This window comes from Lysobacter sp. H23M47, from assembly GCF_015209765.1.
Taxonomy (GTDB): Bacteria; Pseudomonadota; Gammaproteobacteria; order Xanthomonadales; family Xanthomonadaceae; genus Novilysobacter; species Novilysobacter avium.
On the sequence record NZ_CP063658.1, the window covers coordinates 2605981 to 2627495 of the forward strand.

Consider the following 21515-nt stretch of genomic DNA (forward strand, 5'->3'; position numbering starts at 1 on the left):
GACAATGGCGCCATGGAAACCAACGCTGCAATGCTCGAGACCGTCGAGCACGAGACCGGCCCGGCGCCGGAATGGTCGGTGATCTGGCTGCATGGCCTGGGTGCCGACGGCAACGACTTCGCCCCGATCGTCCCGGAACTGGTGGGTCGCGACTGGCCCGCACTGCGCTTCGTGTTCCCGCATGCGCCGGTGCGCGCGGTGACGGTCAACAACGGCGCGCGGATGCGGGCCTGGTACGACATCCGCGATTTCGACCTGGCCAACCGTGCCGACGAGGTCGGGGTGGAGGAATCCGTCGCCCAGGTCGAGGCGCTGATTGCACGCGAAGTGCAGCGTGGGGTGCCGGCTGGTCGGATCCTCCTGGCGGGGTTTTCCCAGGGCGGCGCAATCGTGCTGGCCACCGGGCTGCGCCGGCGCGAACCACTGGCCGGGCTGGTCGCGCTGTCGACCTACCTGCCCATGGCCAACCGCGCAGAGGAACTGCTGCAGGCGGGCGCGGGCGCGCAGCCGCTGTTCATGGCCCACGGCACGCACGATCCGGTGGTGCCGTTCCAGGCCGGTGAGCGCAGCGCGGAGGCGATGCGCAAACTGGGCTTCAACGTCGAGTGGCATGCCTACCCGATGGCGCACCAGGTGTGCGCCGAACAGATCCAGGCGCTGGGTGAGTGGATGGCGGCGCGTTTCGTCGCGGCTTGAACGGGGAAGCGGCTGCACGGCCGCAATGGGGGAGAAGCGATGAAGGTGGTCATAGCCGACGATGAGCCGCTGGCCCGCACGCGCCTGCGCAGCCTGCTCAACGACATGCCGGGGATCGAGCTGGTCGCCGAGGCCGGCGACGGGCACCAGGCCCTGCAGGCATGCGCGGAGCATGCACCGGACCTGGTCCTGCTGGACATCGCCATGCCTGGCATGGACGGGCTGGAAGCCGCGCGCCACATGGCCACCCTGGAAGCGCGCCCGGCGGTGGTGTTCTGCACCGCCTACGACGCCCACGCGCTGTCCGCCTTCGAGGCCGAAGCCATCGACTACCTGGTCAAGCCGGTGCGTGCGGAGCGGCTGACCGCGGCGCTGGACCGCGTGCGTACCTTCCGCGCCGGCGCGGCGCGCAGCGCAACCGCGCTTGACGGAGCCACGGCGCCGTCCGCCGTTGATAGCGCCCCGCGCAGCCACCTGTGCGCGCGGCTGCGCGGTGGCCTGCGGCTGATTCCACTGGACGAGGTGCGCTACCTGTTTGCCGACGAGAAGTACGTCGTGGTCCACCACGCCGGCGGCGAGGACCTGATCGAGGAATCGCTGCGTTCGCTGGAGGAGGAATTCAGCGAGAGCTTCGTGCGCATCCATCGCAACTGCCTGGTGGCGCGCGACCGCATCGTCGAGCTGCGACGTAGCCCGGAGGGCCAGGTCACGGTGGTCCTGCGCGCGGTGGAGCAACCGCTGGAGGTCAGTCGCCGCTGCGTCGCGGCCGTTCGTGAAACCCTCCTGCAGCTGTAACCGGCGATAATGGGCGCATGACGACCCTGCGCATCGCCACCCGTAAAAGCCCGCTCGCCCTGTGGCAGAGCGAACATGTCGCCACCGCCCTGCGCGCCGCCCATCCCGGCCTGCAGGTCGAGCTGGTGCCTATGAGCACCCGGGGCGATGAAGTGCTGGACCGGCCGCTGGCGGCGATCGGTGGCAAGGGCCTGTTCCTGAAGGAGCTCGAGGTCGCGATGCTGCGCGGCGAGGCCGACTGCGCGGTGCACTCGCTCAAGGACGTGCCGATGGACCTGGAGCCCGGCTTCGCCCTGCCGGCCATCCTGGAGCGTGCCGACTACGCCGATGCCTTCATCAGCAACCGCTTCGAGGATATCGGCAGCCTGCCCCAGGGCGCGGTGGTCGGCACCTCGTCCCTGCGCCGCCAGGCCCAATTGCGCGCGCTGCGTCCGGACCTGCAGTTGCGCGACCTGCGCGGCAACGTCAACACCCGCCTGGCCAAGCTGGATGCCGGCGAGTACGACGCCATCGTGCTCGCCTGCGCGGGTCTGCACCGGCTCGGCCTGGGCGATCGGATCCGCTCCCGGCTGCTGGTGCCCGACTGGCTGCCGGCACCCGCCCAGGGCGCGATCGCGATCGAGTGCCGGGACGACGATCCGGCCATCGCCTCCATCTGCGCGGCGCTGGATCACGCCCACACCCGCACCTGCGTGGAGGCCGAGCGGGCGATGAACCGCGCCTTGCACGGCAGTTGCCATGTGCCGGTCGCCGGCTACGCCGCACTGGACGGTGATGCGTTGTCGCTGCACGGGATGGTCGGTTGCGCCGAGGACGGCCGCTCGGTGCGCGCATTCAGCGCCGGCCGCGCCGATGACCCGGCGGCGGTGGGTCGGGACGTCGCCGAAGGTCTGCTCAGGCAGGGTGCCGGCGAGTTCCTGCCGCCGCGCGGCTGACGCGCGCACGGCCTGACCGAAGCAATCAGAACCGCCGACGCAGCTTGAGCGTCGACTCCGCGGACTCCGATCCGCTCTGCCCGGTTTCCCGGTGGCGAATCTGGAAATCGCTTTCCAGCGTCCACTCCGGCCACAGCGACACGTCCAGCCCGAAGGACTGTTTGACGAAGGTGCTGCCGTCCTGGCCGGCCTCGAACTGGATGCGCTGCGACCAGTTGGCGCGGTCGTTGATGCGGTGGCCAAAATCCACCGCCCCGCGCAGCACCGCGCCACGATGGTCGATGCCGTCATCGTTCAGCGGCGCCAGGCGGTAACCGGCGCCCACCTGCAGGCCGAGGCGGGTCGGACCGTCACGCAGCGCATCGACGTGGTAGCGCGTGCCGACGCGCCAGTTGTTGGAGTAGCTGGCTGTGCGATCGCGTGGGCGCGCCGGTGCCCACAGACTGATCCAGCGCTGGCTGCCCGGCAGTGCCGGCCGTGCCTTGCGCTTGTCGTGGAAGGTCAGGCTTGGTGCCAATGCCGAGCCGCGCCGCCACTCCTCGTCGCCGCAGCGGGTGGAGTAGCAGAACTGCCGCAGTTGCGCCGGATCGCTTCCCAGCTGGACCAGCGTGGGATCACCGGACACCGCGGAGGCAGCAGGCAAGGTGGTGAACGGAATGACCGCGAGGGCCATTCCCAGTACGACGCTCATCGTTGAACATGCTTAACACGGGCCCGTGAGTATGCCCCGAAGCCCGCGCCAGGTTGGATACCGCGCTTAAACGGCGCACCGACGATCGATGCCGACGTCAGCGCTTTTCGTGCGCTCGCTCGTCGGGCAGGTCGCGCTGCGCGCGAACGATCCCCCATGCGCCCAGCGTCATGCCCAGCGCGACGAAGATGCCGGCCGCAAACACCATGCTCGAACCCAGCACCGCGAGCGCCTTGTGCAACCACACGAAGGTCAGGTCGCCGCCCCGATACACCACGGTGTCGATCACCGCCTTGGCCTTGTACCGCGACTCGCGGTCTACACGCGTGTACAGCGTCTCGCGCGCCGGCTTGGCCAGGGAGAACTCACCGGAGCGGGTCACCACCTGCACGATCGCCACCATCAGCGGCAGCGGCGAGGCTGCCAGCAGGCAGTAGCCCAGCAGGATCGCAATGGCCGGGCCCAGCAGCGCCGGCGCCACCCCGAAACGCTGAAGCAGCGAGCGGGTGACGAATATCTGCACCAGCAGGGTCACGCCGTTGACAGCCCAGTCGACCGTCGCGTAATACCACGTGCCCGCCTCCGCACCGGGATAGAACTGTTTCACGATCGCCGCCTGCTCGTTGTAGAGCAAGGTGCCCACACCGACCCCGAAAAACATGGTGATCGCCAGCGCGCGCAGCAGGGGCCGCTGCCAGACCAGTTTCAGCCCGGCCAGCATCGAGCCACCCATCGCCTGCTCGCCGCCGGTCTCGCCGTGCTGCTCCTCGCGTCGCCGCGCCCACGGGCGCAGCTTGAGGATGCAAAGCAGGCAGATGGCGAGGAATCCGGCCGACACCAGCAGCAGGTTGGCCACGCCGATCACCTCGACCAGCAGGCGGGTGATGCCGGGCCCGACCAGCGCACCGATCGTGCCGCCCGCGCCGATGTAGCCGTACACCAGCTTGGCCTGCTGGTTGTCGAACACGTCGGCCATGAAGCTCCAGAACACGGTCACCGCGAACAGGTTGAACACCGCCGTCCAGATGAAGAACGCCCCGCCTCGGCCGGCGACGCCGGTATGGAAAAGGCCGAAGAAAAACACCAGACAGGCGATGAAAAACAGATACACGACCGGCAGGAACACGCGCCGCGGAAAGCGCGCGACCAGCGCGCCGTACACCGGCTGCAGCACCACCATCGTGACAAACGTGCCGGTGAACAGCAGTTGCAGGGTGTACTCGCCCAGGGCGAAGCCCGCGCCGTCGGCCAAGTCCAGCAGCCACTGCGGAAACACCGTGCTGGGATCGCCGGAGGCGCCCATCGCATCGCGTACCGGCCGCACCACGTAGTAACCACACAGCAGGCTGAAGAAATACAGCAGCGACCACCACAGCGGCGGCGACTCGGCCAGCGCCGCGCGCAGTCGCCGGACCCGGCCCAGACCGCTGGAATCGCTCACGCCTGGGCCAGCATCGGCGGCAACGGGCAGTGCAGCACGCCGCAGACGGTGCGCAGCAGTTCGGATTCGGCCACCGTCACGCGGCCGTCGTGACCGATCGCCAGTGTGATCGCCTCAACCAGCAGGCGCTTGGCCAGCGGGTCCAGGGAATCCAGCGGAACCCACACATCCTCCAGCGCCAGCACCCCCTGCGATGAAACCACGTACGGCAGGGTCGCCTGCGGCAGTATCCGCTGCATGCCGGCGATGTAGGCCCGCCGCGCCACCGCGGCATCGGGATGGCCGGACGAGGCCACCACCGCCAGCATGATGGCGATTTCCTGCTTGACCTTCGGCGGACTGCGTCGGCCGGTCCGGGCGTAACGCGACGGATCCAAAGACTCGCGCAGCTGCACTGTCAGCAAACGCCCCAGGCAATATTCAAACAGTGACACGCTGCCATCGGCGAGCACCATCGCATTGGCAGCATCCAGGAACAGCTCCAGCTCCGGCCGGGGCCGCCGGCGCAGCACCGGGAACGCCAGCGCGGCCAGCGGCATCCGCAACGCCGGGTGCAGGCCCCGCAGTGGCTCTGCCATCGTCGCCAGGTCGGCGGCGACCGCACGACCCAGCCGCGCGCCGACCCCGAAAAGCTGTTTGTCGGCAATCGGCTTCTGGTCGTCCAGCAACAGGCCGAGGATCAACGGCATGACCTTTTCGCGGTCGGCGGCGAACACCCGCAGCTCTTCGGGAATCGCGGCCACGATGCCGCCCGCATGGCGGTAGTCGGTCGCGTCGGGCTGGCCTACGTGGCCCGACACCCGCTGTTCGTCGACGCGATAGTCGGCGCCGCTGGCCGGCAGCGGGCTGCTGTCATGCAATCCCAGTTGCACATCCTCTTCCAGCCCATGCGGCGGATGGTCCATCCAGCGCCGGGCCAGGGTGTCCAGTCGGGCGTTGGTAAATGAAGGATCCAATGCCTTGATCCGTTCCAGCACAGGCGGGTGCGTGGCCAACATCGGACCAAACAGGCTGCCGAAACGCAGGCCCTCGCCAAACAGCATATGGCTGATTTCCTCCGCGTCCGCGACGGCGAACAGATGCGAGCCGTCGGGCAACCCGGCGATCTTCTTCAAAGCCCCTGCCAGGCCCGTCGTCTGGCGCGTGAACTGGACAGCGCTTGCATCGGCCAGCCGCTCGCGGCTGCGGCTGATGCCGGCACGGATCATGCGCGCGAAGAACAGGCCGATCCAACCGACCACGAGGGCCACCACTGCGCCGGCCATCATGAAGATCGCTGCGGTGGGACCGCGCCCGCCGTCGCGCGAACCGTACAAGCCGAAATGCAGCACCTTGTGCCCGATCAGCGCGATCATCGAGATCCCGAACAGCACTCCCACCAGACGCAGGTTGAGGCGCATGTCGCCATTGAGGATGTGGCTGAACTCATGCGCCACCACCGCCTGCAGCTCGTCGCGGTTCAGCCGCTCCAAGGCGCCACGCGTCACCGCGACCACCGCATCGGACGGCGAGTAACCGGCGGCGAAGGCGTTGATCCCGGCATCGTGCTCCAGCACATACAGCCGCGGCATTGGCACACCGGAGGCGATCGCCATTTCCTCGACCACATTGCGGAAGCGCCGCAGGTCCGGATCGGTGCTGTCTTCCGGCGCGGGCTCGCCACCCATCTCCATCGCGATCGACTCGCCACCCCGACCCAGGCTCGCAAGGCGGTACAGCGAACCCATCCCGATCACCAGCAGGGTCAGCACCGTGCACCAGGCCAGAACCGCCACGTTGCTGCCGGCCACCGACCACGCGACGAGGTCTACCGCCAGCACCACCGACACGACGGCAAGCGAAAACAATGCCAACAGGCGCGCGGAACTGCGCCGGGCAGCCGCCTGGTGTTCGAAGAAGTTCATCCGATCAACCCATCGTCGACGGCTTGACGCCGGTCAGAACGCGACTTTCGGGCTCTGCCGCATCTCGGCCTCTGCGCTCGGAATGGCGAGCAGGCCGGCCGGTCTGAAGCCGCAGTTCCCGGCGATCAGGCTCGCCGGGAACACTTCGCGGCGGTTGTTGTAAACGGTTACCCCGTCGTTGTATGCCTGACGGGAGAACGCTACCCGGTTCTCCGTGCTTCGCAGCTCTTCGGTCAACTCGCGCATGGTCTGGTTGGCCTGCAGTTCGGGGTAGGCCTCGGCCACCATCATGAGACGTCCCAGCGCGCCGCCGAGTACTCCTTCGCTGCTGCCAAGCCGGGCCATCGCCGCAGGATCACCTGGCACGCTCTTGGCCGCGGCCGCACCCGACATCGCCGCCGAGCGCGCGGTCATCACCGCTTCCAGGGTCTCGCGCTCGTGCGCCATGTAGCGCTTGGCGATCTCGACCAGGTTGGGGATCAGCTCGAAACGCCGCTGCAGCTGCACATCGATCTGTGCGAACGCGTTCTTGTACGCGTTGCGGGCCGCGATCAGGCCGTTGTAGATCGCCACTGCCCAGAAGATGAACAGGAGGACTAACCCCAATAGAATCAGGAAGCTGAACATCATTGCTCGCAAACCTCTGGAAAACGGCGTTATGATCGGGTGAACCCAGCATACGCAGGCGATGCGACCGATGAAAGACGAATCGAAGCGGCGGACAAGGCTCGCCAGGCGCGTAGCCGCACTGACCTTCCTGCTTACGGTGGCATTGGCGTCTACGGCGCAGACCTCGCTGTTGGGCGGCGATCCGCAAGCCAGCGCGCCGCTGCCCGTCCACAGCTCGCCGATGGACGCCTTTATCGCGACCCAGGTCGTGCCCGACCAGCGCCCCGTGCAGGCTTCGCCTGCGCCGCTTGCGCTCAAGCCGCAAGGCCCTGCACTGCCGGCCGGATTTGACGTCGCCACCTTTGAAGCCATTGCCCAGCAGATGGTTGCCGACCAGCGCGTACCGGGCATGGCGATGGCCATCGTGCACAACGGCCAGGTGCTCAGCGCCCGCGGGTATGGCATCACCGATGTCAGCGACGCGCAGCCGGTCGACGCACACACCGTGTTCCGTCTGGCGTCGCTGTCCAAGAGTTTCGCCGGGACCATGGCCGGGCTGCTGGTCAACAACGGCACCCTGCGCTGGGACAGCCACCTGACCGACTACGTGCCCGACTTCCGCATGAGCCAGCCCGGTGCCGCCCAGCAGATCACCGTTGCCGACATCCTCAGCCACCGCGTCGGCCTGACGAACAACGCCTACGACCGCGACCTTGAGGGCTACGTGCCCTATCGCGACCTCAGCCGCAGGCTGGCGGCAGCGCCCATGAAGTGCGCGCCCGGCACCTGCTACGCCTACCAGAACGTTGCCTTCAGCCTGATCGGGGACATCGTGTTCGCGACCACCGGCGACTTCTACAGCCAGGAAGTCAGCCGTCGCCTGCTCAAGCCGCTGGGCATGAACGACGCCAGCCTGGGCCTGGAAGGGATCGAATCGAGCGCGCGCTGGGCCAAGCCGCACGTTCGGGGCAAGGGCGGCTGGGTGTCGGTAATGCCCAAGTCCACCTATTACGAAGTGGCGCCAGCGGCCGGAGTCAATGCTAGCGCCAGCGACATGGCGCAATGGCTGCTCGCCCACACCGGTCATCGCCCTGACGTCCTTCCGGCGCCACTGCTTGCCACCCTGCACGAGCCGCTAGTGGATACGCCTGACCAGACGCGTTCTTCGGCATGGAGGCGCGCGCGCCTGGATTCCGCCGGCTACGCACTCGGGTGGCGGGTGTACGAATATGCCGGCCACCGCGTGGTTTACCACGCCGGCGCGGTGCAGGGTTACCGCGGCATGATCGCCCTGGTGCCCGATACGGATCTGGGCATTGTGATGTTGTGGAATGGCGAAAGCACGCTGCCAACCGGCCTGCTGCCGACCATGCTGGATCGGGCGCTGGATATCCCGTCTTCGATGACGGCATGGCTGGATCCGAAGATCGATCCCAGCATCCGCTATGCCTCATGGCCGCAGCAGAACAGCGACGCTCCGGGTTCGACCGCAACGCGCTCGACCGCCGCTCCGCAGTAAGCACCCGGCGTCTTCGTCGGCTGATGATCTGCCGCGCTCTCTTTCACCTGACACGGCCCGCATTGAAAAAGCCCTCTACCGCACCGATCGGTAGAGGGCTTTTCTGTCACAGCCTGTTTGGCCCGGCGTAGCTCCCTAGAGCAGGGCCTTGGGCGTCTCGGGGGTCGCGGTCGGCGGCATGACCGACTTTTTCTTGCTGGAGGACTTCCGGGCTGCTGCCGGCTTCTTGCCTGCGCCCGACTCGCCCGCCGACTTTGCTGCGCGCTTCGCGGGGGTCTTTGAGCTTGCGGAGCTGCCGGGCTTCTTCGCAGCAGCTTTCTTTGCCGGAGCCTTCTTGCTCGCCGTCTTGGCGGTGGCGGTCTTCTTCGCGGGCACCTTCCTGGCGGCCGCCTTCTTTGGCGCAGCCTTCTTTGCTGCGGTCTTACTGGCTGCGGTTTTCTTCGCACCGGTCTTCGCCGAGGCGCTCTTGCCGGCCGTGGCCTTCTTCGTTGCGCTCGTCCTGGTTGCCGCCTTCTTCGTCGCGGTCTTCCCGGCTGCCGCTTTCTTGGCCGGAGCCTTCTTGGCCGAGGTCTTCTTCGCCGTTGCCTTTTTGGTCGCGGCGCTCTTGGTCGCCTTCGCTGCGGTTGCGGCCTTGGCGGTTGCCTTCTTCGCAGGTGTCTTTTTCGCCACTGCCTTCTTGGCTGTGACCTTCTTTGCCGTTGCCTTCTTCGCAGTCGCCTTCTTGGCAGCGGCCTTTTTCACTGCGGGCTTTTTCACGCTGGCTTTTTTCGCCGTCGCTTTTTTCGCGGCGGTCTTGGTGGTCGCCGCTTTCTTCACCGTCGCCTTCTTTGCCGTGGCGCCAGCGGAGGCCGACTTGCTGGCAGCGGATTTCGTGGTGGCAGTCTTCTTCGCGGCAGCCTTCTTGGCCGGCGCCTTTGCCATCGCGGTCTTCTTGGATGGCGTCTTGCGTGCGGCGGGCTTGGCGGCGGCCGTCATCCCGTCCGCCTGCGCGGCGCTGGCACCCATCCCATCGGTGGCCGCGCCGTTGCTGCCGGAGTTGGTGGCCGACGGTTTCGCGGCTGATTTGCTTGCCGTCTTTCTCGGGGTGGGCGATTTCGTTGCAGCTTTTCTCATGGCCATGCGATGGTTCCTCGTCAGTGGTCTATCGTGGATACAACCCGGTTCCAGGCAACGCCGTCTGCACGGCTTTCCGACGCCAACACGCCGCACCCTGAAAAACAAAAAACCGGCTCTCCGCAAGGGAAGAACCGGGTTCGGCGCGATACGTATTCCGGAGCTCGGACCTCGCCGAGTGGATCAGCGACGTCGGAGACATGACCGCCACGCCATCGATATGGGCGGTGGTCGGTTCAACAATACGACTGGTCGTCGTGGCTTTGCTCACTCTTATCCGCGCAAGTCTGTACTTCGCGCAACCTAGTCACGCGATTTGCCGGTGTCAACAAAGTTGACGCGCCGCGCGCGTCCATCGATCCCGATGACGCGGAGGTGCGTGATCGAAGCAACGGCGCGGCATCCCGACCCGCACCAGAAAAACCCGCACACGATGATGGGTTGATCGCTGCAACCCGCGCGGCACAAGGCTGGCACCATTTCCCGCACGCGTAGAAGGAAGTGGTGAAACTTTAACCACCTTCTATTGGGTGGTGAATTATTGACCAGTTGGCGCTGCAGCAAAGTGACGCGAATCCATCGCCGGTTTCGCGCTGCACCAAAGCATTTGCGCAGCACCGGAGCACTTCGCGCACGACGTACGCAGTGCGCGGCGGACAAAAAAACACCCGCGCCGTTTCCGGCGCGGGTGCGATCAGGCCATGTCGGGAAACTCAGGCGTCGTCGTCTTCCACCATCGCCGTGTACGCGTCGGGATCGAGCAGGTCGTTGAGCTGGTCGGGATCCTCGATCTTGATGGTGAACATCCAGCCTTCGCCGAACGCGTCCTCGTTGATCGTCTCCGGCTTGTCCTCGAGGGCGTCATTGATCGCCTCGACGGTGCCGGTGACCGGCGCGTAGATGTCCGATGCCGCCTTGACCGACTCGACCACGGCGCAGGCGTTGCCGACCTCGACCCGATCGCCCACCGCGGGCAGTTCGACATAGACCAGGTCGCCGAGCATGCCCTGGGCGTGGTCGGAAATACCGATGGTGACCGTGCCGTCATCTTCGACGCGCACCCACTCGTGTGATTTCAGGAACTTCAGGTCGCCGGGGATCTCACTCATGGCATTGCTCCGCTTACCGCTGGTGGATGAAGGGTCGCTAGTGTAACCAAGCCGGCCGGCGGCGAGCGCGCGGCCTGGAGTCGGCGTCAGTCGAGCACGCCCGGCTGCGCCTGGCCATCGCGGACGAACGGGAACTTCACCACGCGCAGAGGCACTTCCTTGCCACGGATGTCGACGCGCACGTTGCCCGCGCGGCCCTGCGCGATCTCGCCCGCCGGCACCCGGGCGAAGGCGATGCCCTTGCCCAGGGTCGGCGAAAAAGTCCCCGAAAGGATCTCGCCGTCGCCCAGATCGGTGAGCACTTTCTGGCCGTGCCGGAGCACGCCGCGATCGTCCATCACCAGGGCGATCATCTGCCATCCGGCACCGTCGCGGTGTTGGCGCTCGATGACGTCGCGGCCGATGAAATCACGGCCTTCGTCCAGGCTCACCGTCCAGCCGAGCGCGGCCTGATAAGGCGTGACGTCCTCGTCCATGTCCTGCCCGTAGAGATTCATCCCCGCCTCCAGGCGCAGGGTGTCGCGCGCGCCCAAGCCCGCCGGTTTGACGCCGGCATCCAGCAACGCCTGCCAGGTGGACACCGTCGCCGACTCGGGCAGGACCAGCTCGAAGCCGTCCTCGCCGGTGTAGCCGGTCCGCGCGATGAAGATGTCGGTGCAATCGCTGCCGCGGGTCTGGGTGAAGGAGAACTTGGGCAGCTTGCCGATGCGCTCGCGCTCGGCGGGATCCAGCAGTTCGATGACCCTGTCGCGCGCCTGCGGTCCCTGCACCGCGATCAGGCCGAAGTCGGCGCGCTCGTCGACGCTGACATCGAAGGCCTTGGCGTGGCGTTCAATCCAGGCCAGGTCCTTGTCGCGGGTGGACGCGTTGGAGACCAGGCGGAAGAAGTCCTCGGCGATGAAGTAGATGATCAGGTCGTCGATCACGCCACCGCGCTCGTTGAGCATGCAGGTGTAGAGCGCCTTACCCGGCTTCTTCAGCTTGTCGATCGAGTTGGCCATCAGCAGCCGCAGCAGCTCGCGGGTGCGCGGGCCGCGCAGGTCGATGACCGTCATGTGGCTGACGTCGAACATCCCGGCGGACTGGCGCACCAGATGGTGCTCGTCGATCTGCGATCCGTAGTGGATCGGCATGTCCCAGCCGCCGAAGTCGACCATCTTGGCGCCAAGCGCTCGGTGATGGGCGTTGAGGACGGTGTGCTGCGGGGCCTTGGTGGGGGTCATGGTCGATCCTGGCAGGAATGATCCGGCCATTATCCCAGACAGCACGGCTGCCACGGGGCACCGGCGTACGGTGGCCGTGGCCGCGCGCGAAACGCGGCGCCTATTCCGCGATCTGCACCCGCAGCGTCATGCCTTCGCTGCCGACCACGCGCACCCTCGTGCCGGCGGGGAGCTCCGGCCCGGTCACGTCCCAGTACGCATCGGCGATCTGGACCCGGCCGCGCCCCTGCACGATGTCCGTGTGCAGGGTGGCCACATGGCCGACCAGCGCATCGGCGCGGCGGTTGAGGCTGGGCCGGTCACTCTGGCGGCCGCGACCGCGGAAGCGGGTGCGATAGATCTGGATGGAGATCACGCTGAGCACGACGAACGCCACCGCCTGCGAGAGCAGCGAGAGGTCGAACAGCAGCAGCAGCACGAACACCGCCGCGGCGGCGACGCCGAGCCAGAGCAGGAAGGCGCCGGGTATCAGTGTCTCCGCGGCGATCAGCACCAGCGCGACCACCGCCCATGTGACCGCCTGCCAATCCCAGTGCATGGCTCAGCGTCCGATCCGGGGCGCTGCGGACGCGGCGCCGGGTTGCGCGCCCAGCGCGTCCTTGGCCAGCTCGGCGATGCCGGCCAGCGAGCCGATCACGCCGGCCGATTCCATCGGCATCAGCACGAACTTCTGGTTGGGCGCCTCGGCCAGCGCCTTGAACGCCTCGATGTACTTCTGGGCGACGAAATAGTTGATCGCCTGCACGTTGCCGTTGGCGATCGCGTTGGACACCATCTCGGTTGCCTTCGCCTCGGCCTCGGCCAGCCGCTCGCGCGCTTCGGCTTCGCGGAAGGCGGCTTCCTTCTCGCCCTCGGCGTGCAGGATCGCGCCCTGCTTCTGGCCCTCGGCCTTGAGGATCTCGGCCTGGCGGAAGCCCTCGGCCTCCAGGATGTTGGCGCGCTTCTCGCGCTCGGCCTTCATCTGCCGCGCCATGGCATCAACCAGGTCGCGCGGAGGCGCGATGTCCTTGAGCTCGATGCGGTTGACCTTCAGGCCCCACGGGTGAGTCGCCTGGTCCACGGCCACCAGCACCTTGGCGTTGATCTCGTCGCGCCGCGACAGCGATTCGTCCAGGTCCATCGAACCGATCGAGGTCCGGATGTTGGTCATCACCAGGCTGAGCGTGGCGATCTCCAGCTGGGCGACCTCGTAGGCGGCCTTGGCGGCGTCCAGGACCTGGAAATAGACCACGCCATCGACCTTGACCACGGCGTTGTCCTTGGTGATGACATCCTGGCTGGGCACGTCGAGCACCTGCTCCATCATGTTGATCTTGCGTCCGATGCTCTGGTAGATCGGGATCAGGAAATGCAGGCCGGGCGAGAGCGTGTGGGTGTATTTACCGAAGGCCTCCACGGTCCATTCGTAGCCCTGTGGAACCATGCGCACGGCCTTGAACACGACCACCACGAAAACCACCAGCAGCACCACCGCCAAGCCCGATCCCAGATTCATCCCTGCATCCCCTTCAGTGAGAACGCGAGTATAGACACGCGCCGGCGCCAATCGCGCGGCGCGCGGTCCGCGCCGCATTGGGTCGTTGGCAGGCGCGTCGGCGTCAGTTCGCTACCACGCGGATCTTGTGCCAGCAGGCTTCCTCCAGCGTCTCCAGCACCTCGAGCGCCTGCAGGTTCTGCAGCAACTGATCCACGCTGGTTGCTCCCAGGATCACGCTGGACACGTGCGGGTTGCGCAGGCACCAGGCGATCGCCAGCGGCGCGGGGGCTACTCCAAACTCACGGGCCAGGCTGGTGAATTCGCGCGCGCGCTCGATCCGGCGCTGCTCGGGGTCGCCGATGACGAAGCCCCGCAACCAGCTGATGGCCGGGTCGGCCAGCCGGCTCTGCTCGGGGATGCCGTCGTTGTACTTGCCGGTGAGCAGGCCCGATGCCAGCGGCGACCACACCGTCGCACCCATTCCGTATTCGGCATACAGCGGCGCGTACTCGAGTTCGACGCGCTCGCGGTGCAGCAGGTTGTACTGCGGCTGCTCCATCGTCGGCGCGACCAGATGGTTCTGCCGCGCCACCTTGTGCGCTTCGCGGATCTGCCCCACCGACCATTCCGAGGTGCCCCAGTAGAGCACCTTGCCCTGGCGCACCAGCGCGTCCATCGCCCACACGGTTTCCTCCACCGGTGTATCGGGGTCGGGGCGGTGGCAGTAAAACAGGTCCAGATAGTCGACCCGCAGCCGGCGCAGGGCGGCGTGGCAGGCGTCGGTCACGTGCTTGCGCGACAGCCCGCGTTGGGTCGGCCGAGGATCTTCGTTCGCGCCGAAGAACACCTTGCTCGACACACAATAGCCGTCGCGCGGCAGGCGCAGGTCGGCGATGACGTCGCCCATCAGCGATTCGGCCACGCCGTGCCCGTAGCCCTCGGCGTTGTCGAAGAAGTTGATGCCGTTGTCCCAGGCCGCCGCGATCAGCTCGCGCGCGGTCGTTCGTCCCACCTGGCCGCCGAAGGTCACCCAGGCGCCGAACGACAGCGCTGACAACTGCAGGCCGGATGAACCGAGGCGACGGTATTGCATGGTGGCTCCTTGCTGGATGGCGCGGGGGCGCATGCCCGCAGTGTAAGCGCCGGCATCGCCAACCGCGGTGGGCTCGCTGCATTCCCGCTTGCCGGCTAGACTGTCCGCGCTGTTCCTCCGGGGAGTAGCTCGTCTGCGCACTGCGCAGAAGCACGCATCAACATACTTGGCCCGCCGGCCATGGTGCATGCGGCCCGCGCCCAGTCGCGCAGGCTGAGCGAGACCGAAGGCAGGTTTGCGCGAACAACCCATGCTGGCCACCGGCCATCGGGGCCGGGCCGCGCGGCCTGCTTTCGCCTCGCCGCCCGGCCCCTTGCAGAATCCATGATTGATGCGCTTCCGTTTTCGACCGCACTGATTTCCACCGCCACCGTTGCCTTGGCGGAAATCGGCGACAAGACCCAACTGCTGGCCCTGCTGCTGGCCGCGCGATTCCGCCGGCCGTGGCCGATCATCGCCGGCATCGCCGTGGCGACGGTGCTCAACCATGCCGTAGCCGCCTGGGCCGGCAGCGCGGTAGCCGTCTGGCTGCAGCCGGACGTGCTGCGCTGGGTGGTCGCCGCCAGCTTCATCCTGGTGGCGCTGTGGACCCTGAAGCCCGACACCCTGGACGAGGACACCCCGATTGCCACGCGCAGCGCCTTCATGGCCAGCACGGTGGCGTTCTTCATCGCCGAGATCGGTGACAAGACCCAGATCGCCACGGTGCTGCTCGCCGCCAGATACGTGCCGCTGTGGGAAGTGGTGGTCGGCACCACGTTGGGCATGCTGCTGGCGAATGTTCCGGTGGTGCTGCTCGGCAGCCGCTTTGCCAACCGCTTGCCGTTGACCGCCGCGCGCAGGACAGCCGCGGCGGTGTTCCTGTTGATCGGGTTGTGGGTGGCACTGCGCGGCCTCGGCTGAACACGACGCGGCGCGCGCTATCCTCACCCTTCAGGCCGGGGGAAGCGCGATGGATGGCAACCGCAGTATCGGCGCGATGGTGGGCACGGTGCTTTCGCGGCCGGACGAGATCATGCTCGCCGCCGGCGCGTCGGGTGAGTTGCTGGTCGCGCGTCTGCGGCTGGTATTGACCGCTTCCCTCCTGCTGCTGCCGCTGGCCAACACACTGGCTGGCGGCGAGAAGGGCGAGAGCCTGATCGGCTTCGGTGCCGCCATCGTCGTCAACGTCTTTGCGATGTTGTGGTTGCTTCTCGCCCACCGCTCCCGGCACTACCGCTGGCTGCCGTTTGCCACCGCAGCCTTTGATGTCACGGCCACCACCTCGGTGCTGGCCTTGCTCGGGTCGCAGCATCTCTCGGCAGCGCTCAATTCGATGGTGGTCTGGTGCCTGTACGTGCTGGCGATCCTGATGACCGCGCTGCGCAGCGACGGCCGCATCACCCTGTTTGCCGGCCTCCTGGCGCTGCTGCAGTACGGCGCGCTCAACGCGGCCGTGTTTGCGATCGCCTCACCGGAGCAGTTGGTCTCGCCCGAATACGGCGCGGTCACCCGGGCCACCCAGATCCAGCGCCTGATCCTGCTGGCCCTCACCACCGCGCTCACGGCCACCATCGTCTATCGCATGCAGCGCCTGGTGCACATGTCCGGCATCGACGGCCTGACCCGCCTGCCCAACCGGACCTGGTTGATGCACCGCATGCCGCGGCTGCTCGAAGCCGCGCACGACCAGGGCCTCAGCCTGAGCCTGGCGCTGATCGACCTGGACAACTTCAAGGCGATCAATGCCGAGGTTGGCCATCGCATGGGTGACCGCGTGCTGTGCCACCTTGCCCGCGTCCTCCAGGATGGGCTGGAGGAAGACGAGTGGCTGGTCCGCCTCGGCGGCCAGGAGCTGGTCGTGGTGATGCCGCTGCCGGTGGGCGCGGCCTGGGAGCGCATGGAGGCGCTGCGGCGGCGGGTGGCCGCCCACCCGTTCGATCCGGGCACGGTCAACGACGAACCGATCCGGGTGACGCTGAGCGCGGGTATCGCGGCAAGCCCGCAAGACGGACGCGACACCTCGCATCTGCTGGGTCGCGCCGACCGCCGCCTGAAGATCGCCAAGCGCAAGGGACGCAACCGCGTGGTCGTCCGCGACGACTGAGCGGGCGCTTCACTACGTCGCCGATTGCCACTACGCTGCCCGATTGCCGCGCGACGCCGCCGCGCACCCCGAGGAAGAGAACCGGTGAGCCTGAAACTCCGACTGATCCTGCTGAACTTTCTGCAATTCTTCATCTGGGGCTCGTGGCTGCTGACCATCGGCGCCTACTGGTTCCAGAACAAGGGCTGGTCGGGCACCGGCTTTGGCGCGATCTTCTCGACCATGGGCATCGCGTCGCTGTTCATGCCCTCGCTGATGGGCATCGTCGCCGACAAGTGGATCAACGCCGAGCGCCTGTACGGCATCCTCCATCTGTGCGGCGCGGCGGTGCTGTTTTACCTGCCACAGGTGGACAATCCACAGTCGATGTTCTGGGTGATGCTGCTGTGCATGCTGTTCTATATGCCGACCATCGCGCTGGCGATCACGGTGGCCTACAACGCGCTGATCGTCGAGGGCCGCGACGTGGTCAACGACTACCCGCCGATCCGGGTCTGGGGGACGATCGGTTTCATCGTCGCGCTGTGGACGGTCAGCCTGCTGCAGCTGGAGCAATCGGCCGCGCAGTTCTACGTCGCCGCGGGTGCGTCGCTGGTGCTGGGCCTGTACGCCTTCACCCTGCCCAAGTGTCCGCCCAAGCTGGGCAAGGGTGAGAAGCGCAGCCTGATCGACGTGCTGGGGCTGACCTCGTTCCGCCTGTTCCGCGACCGCAACATGGCGGTGTTCTTCGTCTTCGCGATGCTGCTGGGCGCGGCGCTGCAGCTGACCAACGCCTACGGCGACACCTTCCTGCACGACTTCGCCAACGATGAGCGCTTTTCCGGCCTGCTGGCGGTGCGCTACCCGGCCATCATCATGTCGATCTCGCAGGCCTCCGAGGCGCTGTTCATCCTGACCATCCCGTTTTTCCTGAAGCGATTCGGGATCAAGGCGGTGATGACGATGAGCATGCTGGCCTGGTTCCTGCGCTTCGGGCTGTTCGCCTACGGCGATCCGGGCCCGGGCCTGTGGATGATCGTGCTGTCGTGCATCGTCTATGGCATGGCCTTCGACTTCTTCAACATTTCCGGCTCGCTGTTCGTGGAGAGCCAGAGCGATCCGAAGATCCGCGCCAGCGCGCAGGGCCTTTTCATGATGATGACCAACGGCTTCGGCGCCGTGCTGGGCAGCGTGCTCAGCGGCTACATCATCGAGCACTTCTTCACCTATCCCGACCAGAGCAAGAACTGGCACGGCATCTGGATGACGTTCGCGTTGTACTCGCTGAGCCTTGCGGCGCTGTTCGTCCCGCTGTTCAAGCACAGGCACACCCGCGGCCCGGCGGCCGAGCGCGCTGCCGCCCGTCTCGGTGTCTGAGGACGCCGCGATGGACACGGCCGTGCCCGCGCAGGTGGTGGTGATCGGGTCGTTCAACATCGACCACGTGTGGGCGCTGCCCGCGTTGCCACAGGTCGGCCAGACGCTGGTCGGCGAGTACCACACCGGGCCGGGCGGCAAGGGCTTCAACCAGGCCACCGCCTGCGCGCGGGCCGGCGCCGCCACCGCGTTCGTGTGCTCGCTGGGATCCGACGCGGGCGGCCAGGTAGCACGCGAACTGGCCGATGCGGACGAGATCGCGCTGCACGTGCAGGCCAGCGATGCGCCCACCGGCACGGCCGGCATCTACGTCGACGCGCACGGCCGCAATACCATTGTCATCGGCGCGGGCGCGAACGCCTCGCTGGACGCCGACTTCATCGGGGAGCAGTCAACGGCGCTGGAGGGCGCGGCGGTGGTGATCGCCCAGCTGGAATCACCCGCCGCGGCGGTGGAAGCCGGATTCCGCCTCGCCCGCGATGCCGGCGCTACAACGGTGCTTAACCCGGCGCCGGCGGACGCTGTCCCAAGCGCCGCGCTGCTGGCATTGAGCGACGTCATTACCCCCAACGAGACCGAGTTCTGCGCGCAACTGCAGCGCCAGCAGGGTAGGCAACTTGCCGCCGATGCGGTCGCCGCGCTGGATGATGCGCAGTTGCACCGGTATTGCCGCGCCCTGCTGCCCGCCGGCAGCGTGGTCATCACCCTGGGCGCGGCGGGCTGTTTCGTCTCCCACCCGGAGGATCAGTGCCGCGGCGACGACGACGCGCATTACCGCGTCGCCGCCTCGCCGGCGAAGGCGATCGACACCACCGGCGCGGGCGATGCGTTCAACGGCGCACTGGTCGCGTCGATGGCGCAGTTCCCGGCGCGCGCGTTTTCGCGCCATGTCGCCTTCGCGACAGCGTACGCAGGCCGCGCCACCGAACGGCGCGGCGCAGCGGCGGCCATGCCCCGGCAGTCGCCACCGGCGGACTGACTTCGGCGCAAGGCCGACCTTCGGCGCAGCGGTAGAATGGCGCGATGCAGATCGGCGCTTACACGATCGACCCCAAAGTGATCCTGGCACCGATGGCCGGGGTCACCGACAAGCCGTTCCGGGTGCTGTGCAAGCGGCTGGGCGCGGGGCTGTGCGTGTCGGAGATGACCACCTCGGATCCGCGTTTCTGGACGACCAGCAAGTCGCTGCACCGGATGGACCACGCCGGTGAGCCGGCGCCGATCAGCGTGCAGATCGCCGGCACCGTGCCGGCGGTAATGGCCGACGCGGCGCGCCACAACGTCGACCAGGGCGCGCAGATCATCGACATCAACATGGGCTGCCCGGCGAAGAAGGTCTGCAACACGTGGGCCGGCTCGGCGCTGATGCGCGAGCCGGCGCTGGTGGCGGCGATCCTCGAGGCCGTGGTCAGCGCTGTTAACGTGCCGGTGACCCTGAAGATCCGCACCGGCTGGGCGGCCGACCACCGCAACGCGCTGGAGATCGCCCGCATCGCCGAGTCGGCCGGCATCGCCGCGCTGGCGGTGCACGGGCGCACCCGCGATCAGCAATACAAGGGGCTGGCCGAGTACGACACGATTGCCGAGGTCAAGGCGGCGCTGTCGATCCCGGTCATGGCCAACGGCGACATCGACTCACCGCTCAAGGCCGCGCACGTGCTGGACTACACCGGCTGCGACGCGGTGCTCGTCGGCCGCGCCGCGCAGGGTCGGCCGTGGATCCTGCGCGAGATCGCCCACTACCTGGCATGCGGCGAGCTGCTGCCGTCGCCGGGCCTGGGCGAGGTGCGCGACGTGCTGCTGGAGCACCTGCACGATCTGCACGCCTTCTATGGGGAGCGCTCCGGCGTGCGCATCGCGCGCAAGCACCTGGGCTGGTACGCCAAGGATCACCCGGAAAACGTGGCCTTCCGCGCCGTGGTCAACCGCGCCGAGAGCGCCGAGCTCCAGCTACGGCTGACCCGCGACTACTTCGATGCGCTGATTGCAGGCGTGCCACCGGAACTTTGTGCAGCCGCGTGAGCCGTGCACATTGACTGGCATTAACGGCGGGCAAACCCTCGCCCGGAGCTGGTGCGCCTCTACGGCGATGCCTGTATGATTCGCACCCATCCCTCTATCCGAATGCAAGGATATAGCCCTGATGTCCAGCTACCTTTTTACCTCCGAGTCGGTCTCCGAAGGCCACCCGGACAAAGTCGCCGACCAGATTTCCGATGCGGTGCTCGATGCGATCCTGACCCAGGACAAGCGCGCCCGCGTGGCCTGCGAGACCATGGTCAAGACGGGCGTGGCGATTGTCGCCGGCGAGATCACTACCTCGGCCTGGATCGATCTGGAGGAGCTGACCCGCAAGGTCATCGTCGACATCGGCTACAACAGCTCGGAAGTCGGTTTTGACGGCGCGACCTGCGGCGTCCTCAACCTGATCGGCAAGCAATCGCTGGACATCGCCGCGGGGGTGGATGGCAACGACAAGAAGCTGAAGAAGCCTGAGGAGCAAGGTGCCGGCGACCAGGGCCTGATGTTCGGCTACGCGTGCAACGAGGCGCCCGAGTTCATGCCTGCGCCGATCTATTACAGCCACCGGCTGGTCGAGCAACAGGCGAAGATGCGCAAGAAGCGCAACTCCCCGATGCCCTGGCTGCGCCCCGACGCAAAGAGCCAGGTCACCCTGCGCTACGACAATGCGGGCCAGATCGCCGGCCTGGATGCGGTGGTGCTCTCGACCCAGCACGACCCGGGCATCAAGCAGAAGGATCTTATCGAGGCCGTGCGCGAGCATATCCTCAAGCCGGTCCTGCCCAAGGAGTGGCTGGACACGCTGCCCAAGAACAAGATCCACATCAACCCGACCGGCATCTTCGTGATCGGCGGCCCGGTGGGCGACTGCGGCCTGACCGGGCGCAAGATCATCGTCGATACATACGGCGGCATGGCCCGTCACGGCGGCGGTGCGTTCTCGGGCAAGGACCCGTCCAAGGTTGATCGCTCGGCGGCGTATGCGGCACGCTACGTGGCCAAGAACATCGTCGCTGCCGGACTGGCCGACAAGTGCGAAGTGCAGTTGTCGTATGCCATCGGCGTGGCCGAGCCGACCTCGATTTCGGTGACGACCTTCGGTACCGGCAAGCTCAGCGACGACAAGATCGAGCTGCTGATCCGCAAGCACTTCGACCTGCGCCCGTACGGCATCGTCAAGATGCTCGACCTGATCCATCCGGTCTACCAGTCCACCGCTGCCTACGGCCACTTCGGTCGCAAGCCCAAGGTGGTCAAGTACAGGGACTCCGATGGGGCCGAGCACGAGGCGACCGCGTTCTCCTGGGAGAAGACCGATCGGGCTGAAGACCTGCGCAAGGCTGGCAATCTGAAGTAGCAGCGCGTCAGTTCAATCAGGACGTCGACACGAAAACGGACCGCACTGCGGTCCGTTTTTTTATGTCCGATGAACCCGAAGACTCCCGC

At 67.0% G+C, this 21515-nt stretch carries 19 protein-coding genes, 1 pseudogene and 1 riboswitch; of the genes and pseudogenes, 10 read left to right on the forward strand and 10 right to left on the reverse strand.

Features of this window, described 5'->3' with window-relative positions:
• The first annotated feature begins 30 nt into the window (after nucleotides 1-30).
• From INQ43_RS11755 to hemC, 3 genes are read left to right on the forward strand one after another with little or no spacing between them, the layout of a single operon-like run.
• Nucleotides 31-696: an alpha/beta hydrolase gene (locus tag INQ43_RS11755; protein WP_194035885.1), complete on the forward strand. Its 666-nt coding sequence runs from the start codon at nucleotides 31-33 to the stop codon at nucleotides 694-696.
• Between the two features lie 39 nt (nucleotides 697-735).
• Nucleotides 736-1491 (forward strand): LytTR family DNA-binding domain-containing protein, encoded by a 756-nt coding sequence (locus tag INQ43_RS11760; protein ID WP_194036566.1) that lies wholly within the window; start codon nucleotides 736-738, stop codon nucleotides 1489-1491.
• 17 nt (nucleotides 1492-1508) lie between these two features.
• A complete protein-coding gene (hemC, locus tag INQ43_RS11765) occupies nucleotides 1509-2426 on the forward strand; it encodes a hydroxymethylbilane synthase (RefSeq protein WP_194036567.1) in 918 nt (305 codons plus the stop codon).
• A gap of 25 nt (nucleotides 2427-2451) precedes the next feature.
• Here the strand turns inward: hemC and INQ43_RS11770 are convergent, their stop codons facing one another.
• The 4 genes from INQ43_RS11770 to INQ43_RS11785 all read right to left on the reverse strand — a co-directional run bounded on the left by INQ43_RS11770 (nucleotide 2452) and on the right by INQ43_RS11785 (nucleotide 7092).
• Entirely contained in the window at nucleotides 2452-3117 is a 666-nt protein-coding gene (locus INQ43_RS11770; RefSeq protein WP_194034449.1) for a DUF481 domain-containing protein, read from the reverse strand.
• Between the two features lie 97 nt (nucleotides 3118-3214).
• Nucleotides 3215-4558, reverse strand: coding sequence for an MFS transporter (locus INQ43_RS11775; RefSeq protein ID WP_228062518.1), 1344 nt, complete (start codon nucleotides 4556-4558; stop codon nucleotides 3215-3217).
• The gene (locus INQ43_RS11780) at nucleotides 4555-6462 is read right to left on the reverse strand and encodes a M48 family metallopeptidase (RefSeq protein WP_194036568.1); all 1908 of its coding nucleotides are present in this window, start codon (nucleotides 6460-6462) and stop codon (nucleotides 4555-4557) included. Before INQ43_RS11780 ends, INQ43_RS11775 begins: the two co-directional genes overlap by 4 nt.
• Nucleotides 6463-6495: 33 nt before the next feature.
• Nucleotides 6496-7092 carry a LemA family protein gene (locus INQ43_RS11785; protein WP_194036569.1) on the reverse strand — a complete coding sequence of 199 codons (597 nt, stop codon included), beginning with the start codon at nucleotides 7090-7092 and terminating at the stop codon, nucleotides 6496-6498.
• Nucleotides 7093-7411: 319 nt separating this feature from the next.
• On the opposite strand from INQ43_RS11785, the pseudogene INQ43_RS11790 reads away from it, so the two are divergent.
• A pseudogene (locus INQ43_RS11790) lies at nucleotides 7412-8470 on the forward strand (serine hydrolase domain-containing protein); the annotation flags it as partial.
• 255 nt (nucleotides 8471-8725) lie between these two features.
• Here INQ43_RS11790 and INQ43_RS11795 read toward each other — a convergent pair.
• From INQ43_RS11795 to INQ43_RS11820, 6 genes are all read right to left on the reverse strand, one after another.
• Nucleotides 8726-9709, reverse strand: a complete 984-nt coding sequence (locus INQ43_RS11795) for a histone H1-like repetitive region-containing protein (RefSeq protein ID WP_194036571.1) — start codon at nucleotides 9707-9709, stop codon at nucleotides 8726-8728.
• A gap of 707 nt (nucleotides 9710-10416) precedes the next feature.
• On the reverse strand, nucleotides 10417-10812 hold the full coding sequence (gene gcvH / locus INQ43_RS11800) for a glycine cleavage system protein GcvH (protein ID WP_194034452.1): 396 nt from the start codon (nucleotides 10810-10812) through the stop codon (nucleotides 10417-10419).
• An 86-nt stretch (nucleotides 10813-10898) separates the two neighbouring features.
• Nucleotides 10899-12035, reverse strand: coding sequence for a glycine cleavage system aminomethyltransferase GcvT (gene gcvT, locus INQ43_RS11805; RefSeq protein WP_194034453.1), 1137 nt, complete (start codon nucleotides 12033-12035; stop codon nucleotides 10899-10901).
• Nucleotides 12036-12135: 100 nt separating this feature from the next.
• Nucleotides 12136-12573, reverse strand: a complete 438-nt coding sequence (locus INQ43_RS11810; RefSeq protein WP_194034454.1) for an NfeD family protein — start codon at nucleotides 12571-12573, stop codon at nucleotides 12136-12138.
• 3 nt (nucleotides 12574-12576) lie between these two features.
• Nucleotides 12577-13530, reverse strand: a complete 954-nt coding sequence (locus tag INQ43_RS11815; RefSeq protein WP_194034455.1) for an SPFH domain-containing protein — start codon at nucleotides 13528-13530, stop codon at nucleotides 12577-12579.
• Between the two features lie 103 nt (nucleotides 13531-13633).
• A complete protein-coding gene (locus tag INQ43_RS11820; RefSeq protein ID WP_194036572.1) occupies nucleotides 13634-14605 on the reverse strand; it encodes an aldo/keto reductase in 972 nt (323 codons plus the stop codon).
• Between the two features lie 114 nt (nucleotides 14606-14719).
• Nucleotides 14720-14820, forward strand: a riboswitch (yybP-ykoY riboswitch).
• A gap of 109 nt (nucleotides 14821-14929) precedes the next feature.
• On the opposite strand from INQ43_RS11820, the gene INQ43_RS11825 reads away from it, so the two are divergent.
• The 6 genes from INQ43_RS11825 to metK all read left to right on the forward strand — a co-directional run bounded on the left by INQ43_RS11825 (nucleotide 14930) and on the right by metK (nucleotide 21426).
• Entirely contained in the window at nucleotides 14930-15508 is a 579-nt protein-coding gene (locus INQ43_RS11825; protein ID WP_194036573.1) for a TMEM165/GDT1 family protein, read from the forward strand.
• A gap of 49 nt (nucleotides 15509-15557) precedes the next feature.
• Complete coding sequence (locus INQ43_RS11830; RefSeq protein ID WP_194036574.1) at nucleotides 15558-16691, forward strand: GGDEF domain-containing protein; 1134 nt, start codon at nucleotides 15558-15560, stop codon at nucleotides 16689-16691.
• A gap of 84 nt (nucleotides 16692-16775) precedes the next feature.
• Nucleotides 16776-18047 carry a nucleoside permease gene (locus INQ43_RS11835; protein ID WP_194036575.1) on the forward strand — a complete coding sequence of 424 codons (1272 nt, stop codon included), beginning with the start codon at nucleotides 16776-16778 and terminating at the stop codon, nucleotides 18045-18047.
• 10 nt (nucleotides 18048-18057) lie between these two features.
• Nucleotides 18058-19026 (forward strand): ribokinase, encoded by a 969-nt coding sequence (locus INQ43_RS11840; RefSeq protein WP_194034460.1) that lies wholly within the window; start codon nucleotides 18058-18060, stop codon nucleotides 19024-19026.
• Nucleotides 19027-19070: 44 nt separating this feature from the next.
• The gene (gene dusB / locus INQ43_RS11845) at nucleotides 19071-20069 is read left to right on the forward strand and encodes a tRNA dihydrouridine synthase DusB (protein ID WP_194036576.1); all 999 of its coding nucleotides are present in this window, start codon (nucleotides 19071-19073) and stop codon (nucleotides 20067-20069) included.
• Nucleotides 20070-20190: 121 nt separating this feature from the next.
• Nucleotides 20191-21426, forward strand: a complete 1236-nt coding sequence (metK, locus tag INQ43_RS11850; protein ID WP_194036577.1) for a methionine adenosyltransferase — start codon at nucleotides 20191-20193, stop codon at nucleotides 21424-21426.
• Nucleotides 21427-21515 lie beyond the last annotated feature (89 nt).

Excerpts from the sequence above, each read along its gene's own strand:
- INQ43_RS11755 (WP_194035885.1), top strand. The coding sequence starts at position 31 with ATGCTCGAGACCGTCGAGCACGAGACCGGCCCGGCGCCGGAATGGTCG.
- INQ43_RS11760 (WP_194036566.1), top strand. The coding sequence starts at position 736 with ATGAAGGTGGTCATAGCCGACGATGAGCCGCTGGCCCGCACGCGCCTG.
- hemC (WP_194036567.1), top strand. The coding sequence starts at position 1,509 with ATGACGACCCTGCGCATCGCCACCCGTAAAAGCCCGCTCGCCCTGTGG.
- INQ43_RS11770 (WP_194034449.1), bottom strand. The coding sequence starts at position 3,117 with ATGAGCGTCGTACTGGGAATGGCCCTCGCGGTCATTCCGTTCACCACC.
- INQ43_RS11780 (WP_194036568.1), bottom strand. The coding sequence starts at position 6,462 with ATGAACTTCTTCGAACACCAGGCGGCTGCCCGGCGCAGTTCCGCGCGC.
- INQ43_RS11785 (WP_194036569.1), bottom strand. The coding sequence starts at position 7,092 with ATGATGTTCAGCTTCCTGATTCTATTGGGGTTAGTCCTCCTGTTCATC.
- INQ43_RS11795 (WP_194036571.1), bottom strand. The coding sequence starts at position 9,709 with ATGGCCATGAGAAAAGCTGCAACGAAATCGCCCACCCCGAGAAAGACG.
- gcvH (WP_194034452.1), bottom strand. The coding sequence starts at position 10,812 with ATGAGTGAGATCCCCGGCGACCTGAAGTTCCTGAAATCACACGAGTGG.
- gcvT (WP_194034453.1), bottom strand. The coding sequence starts at position 12,035 with ATGACCCCCACCAAGGCCCCGCAGCACACCGTCCTCAACGCCCATCAC.
- INQ43_RS11810 (WP_194034454.1), bottom strand. The coding sequence starts at position 12,573 with ATGCACTGGGATTGGCAGGCGGTCACATGGGCGGTGGTCGCGCTGGTG.
- INQ43_RS11815 (WP_194034455.1), bottom strand. The coding sequence starts at position 13,530 with ATGAATCTGGGATCGGGCTTGGCGGTGGTGCTGCTGGTGGTTTTCGTG.
- INQ43_RS11820 (WP_194036572.1), bottom strand. The coding sequence starts at position 14,605 with ATGCAATACCGTCGCCTCGGTTCATCCGGCCTGCAGTTGTCAGCGCTG.
- INQ43_RS11825 (WP_194036573.1), top strand. The coding sequence starts at position 14,930 with ATGATTGATGCGCTTCCGTTTTCGACCGCACTGATTTCCACCGCCACC.
- INQ43_RS11830 (WP_194036574.1), top strand. The coding sequence starts at position 15,558 with ATGGATGGCAACCGCAGTATCGGCGCGATGGTGGGCACGGTGCTTTCG.
- INQ43_RS11840 (WP_194034460.1), top strand. The coding sequence starts at position 18,058 with ATGGACACGGCCGTGCCCGCGCAGGTGGTGGTGATCGGGTCGTTCAAC.
- dusB (WP_194036576.1), top strand. The coding sequence starts at position 19,071 with ATGCAGATCGGCGCTTACACGATCGACCCCAAAGTGATCCTGGCACCG.
- metK (WP_194036577.1), top strand. The coding sequence starts at position 20,191 with ATGTCCAGCTACCTTTTTACCTCCGAGTCGGTCTCCGAAGGCCACCCG.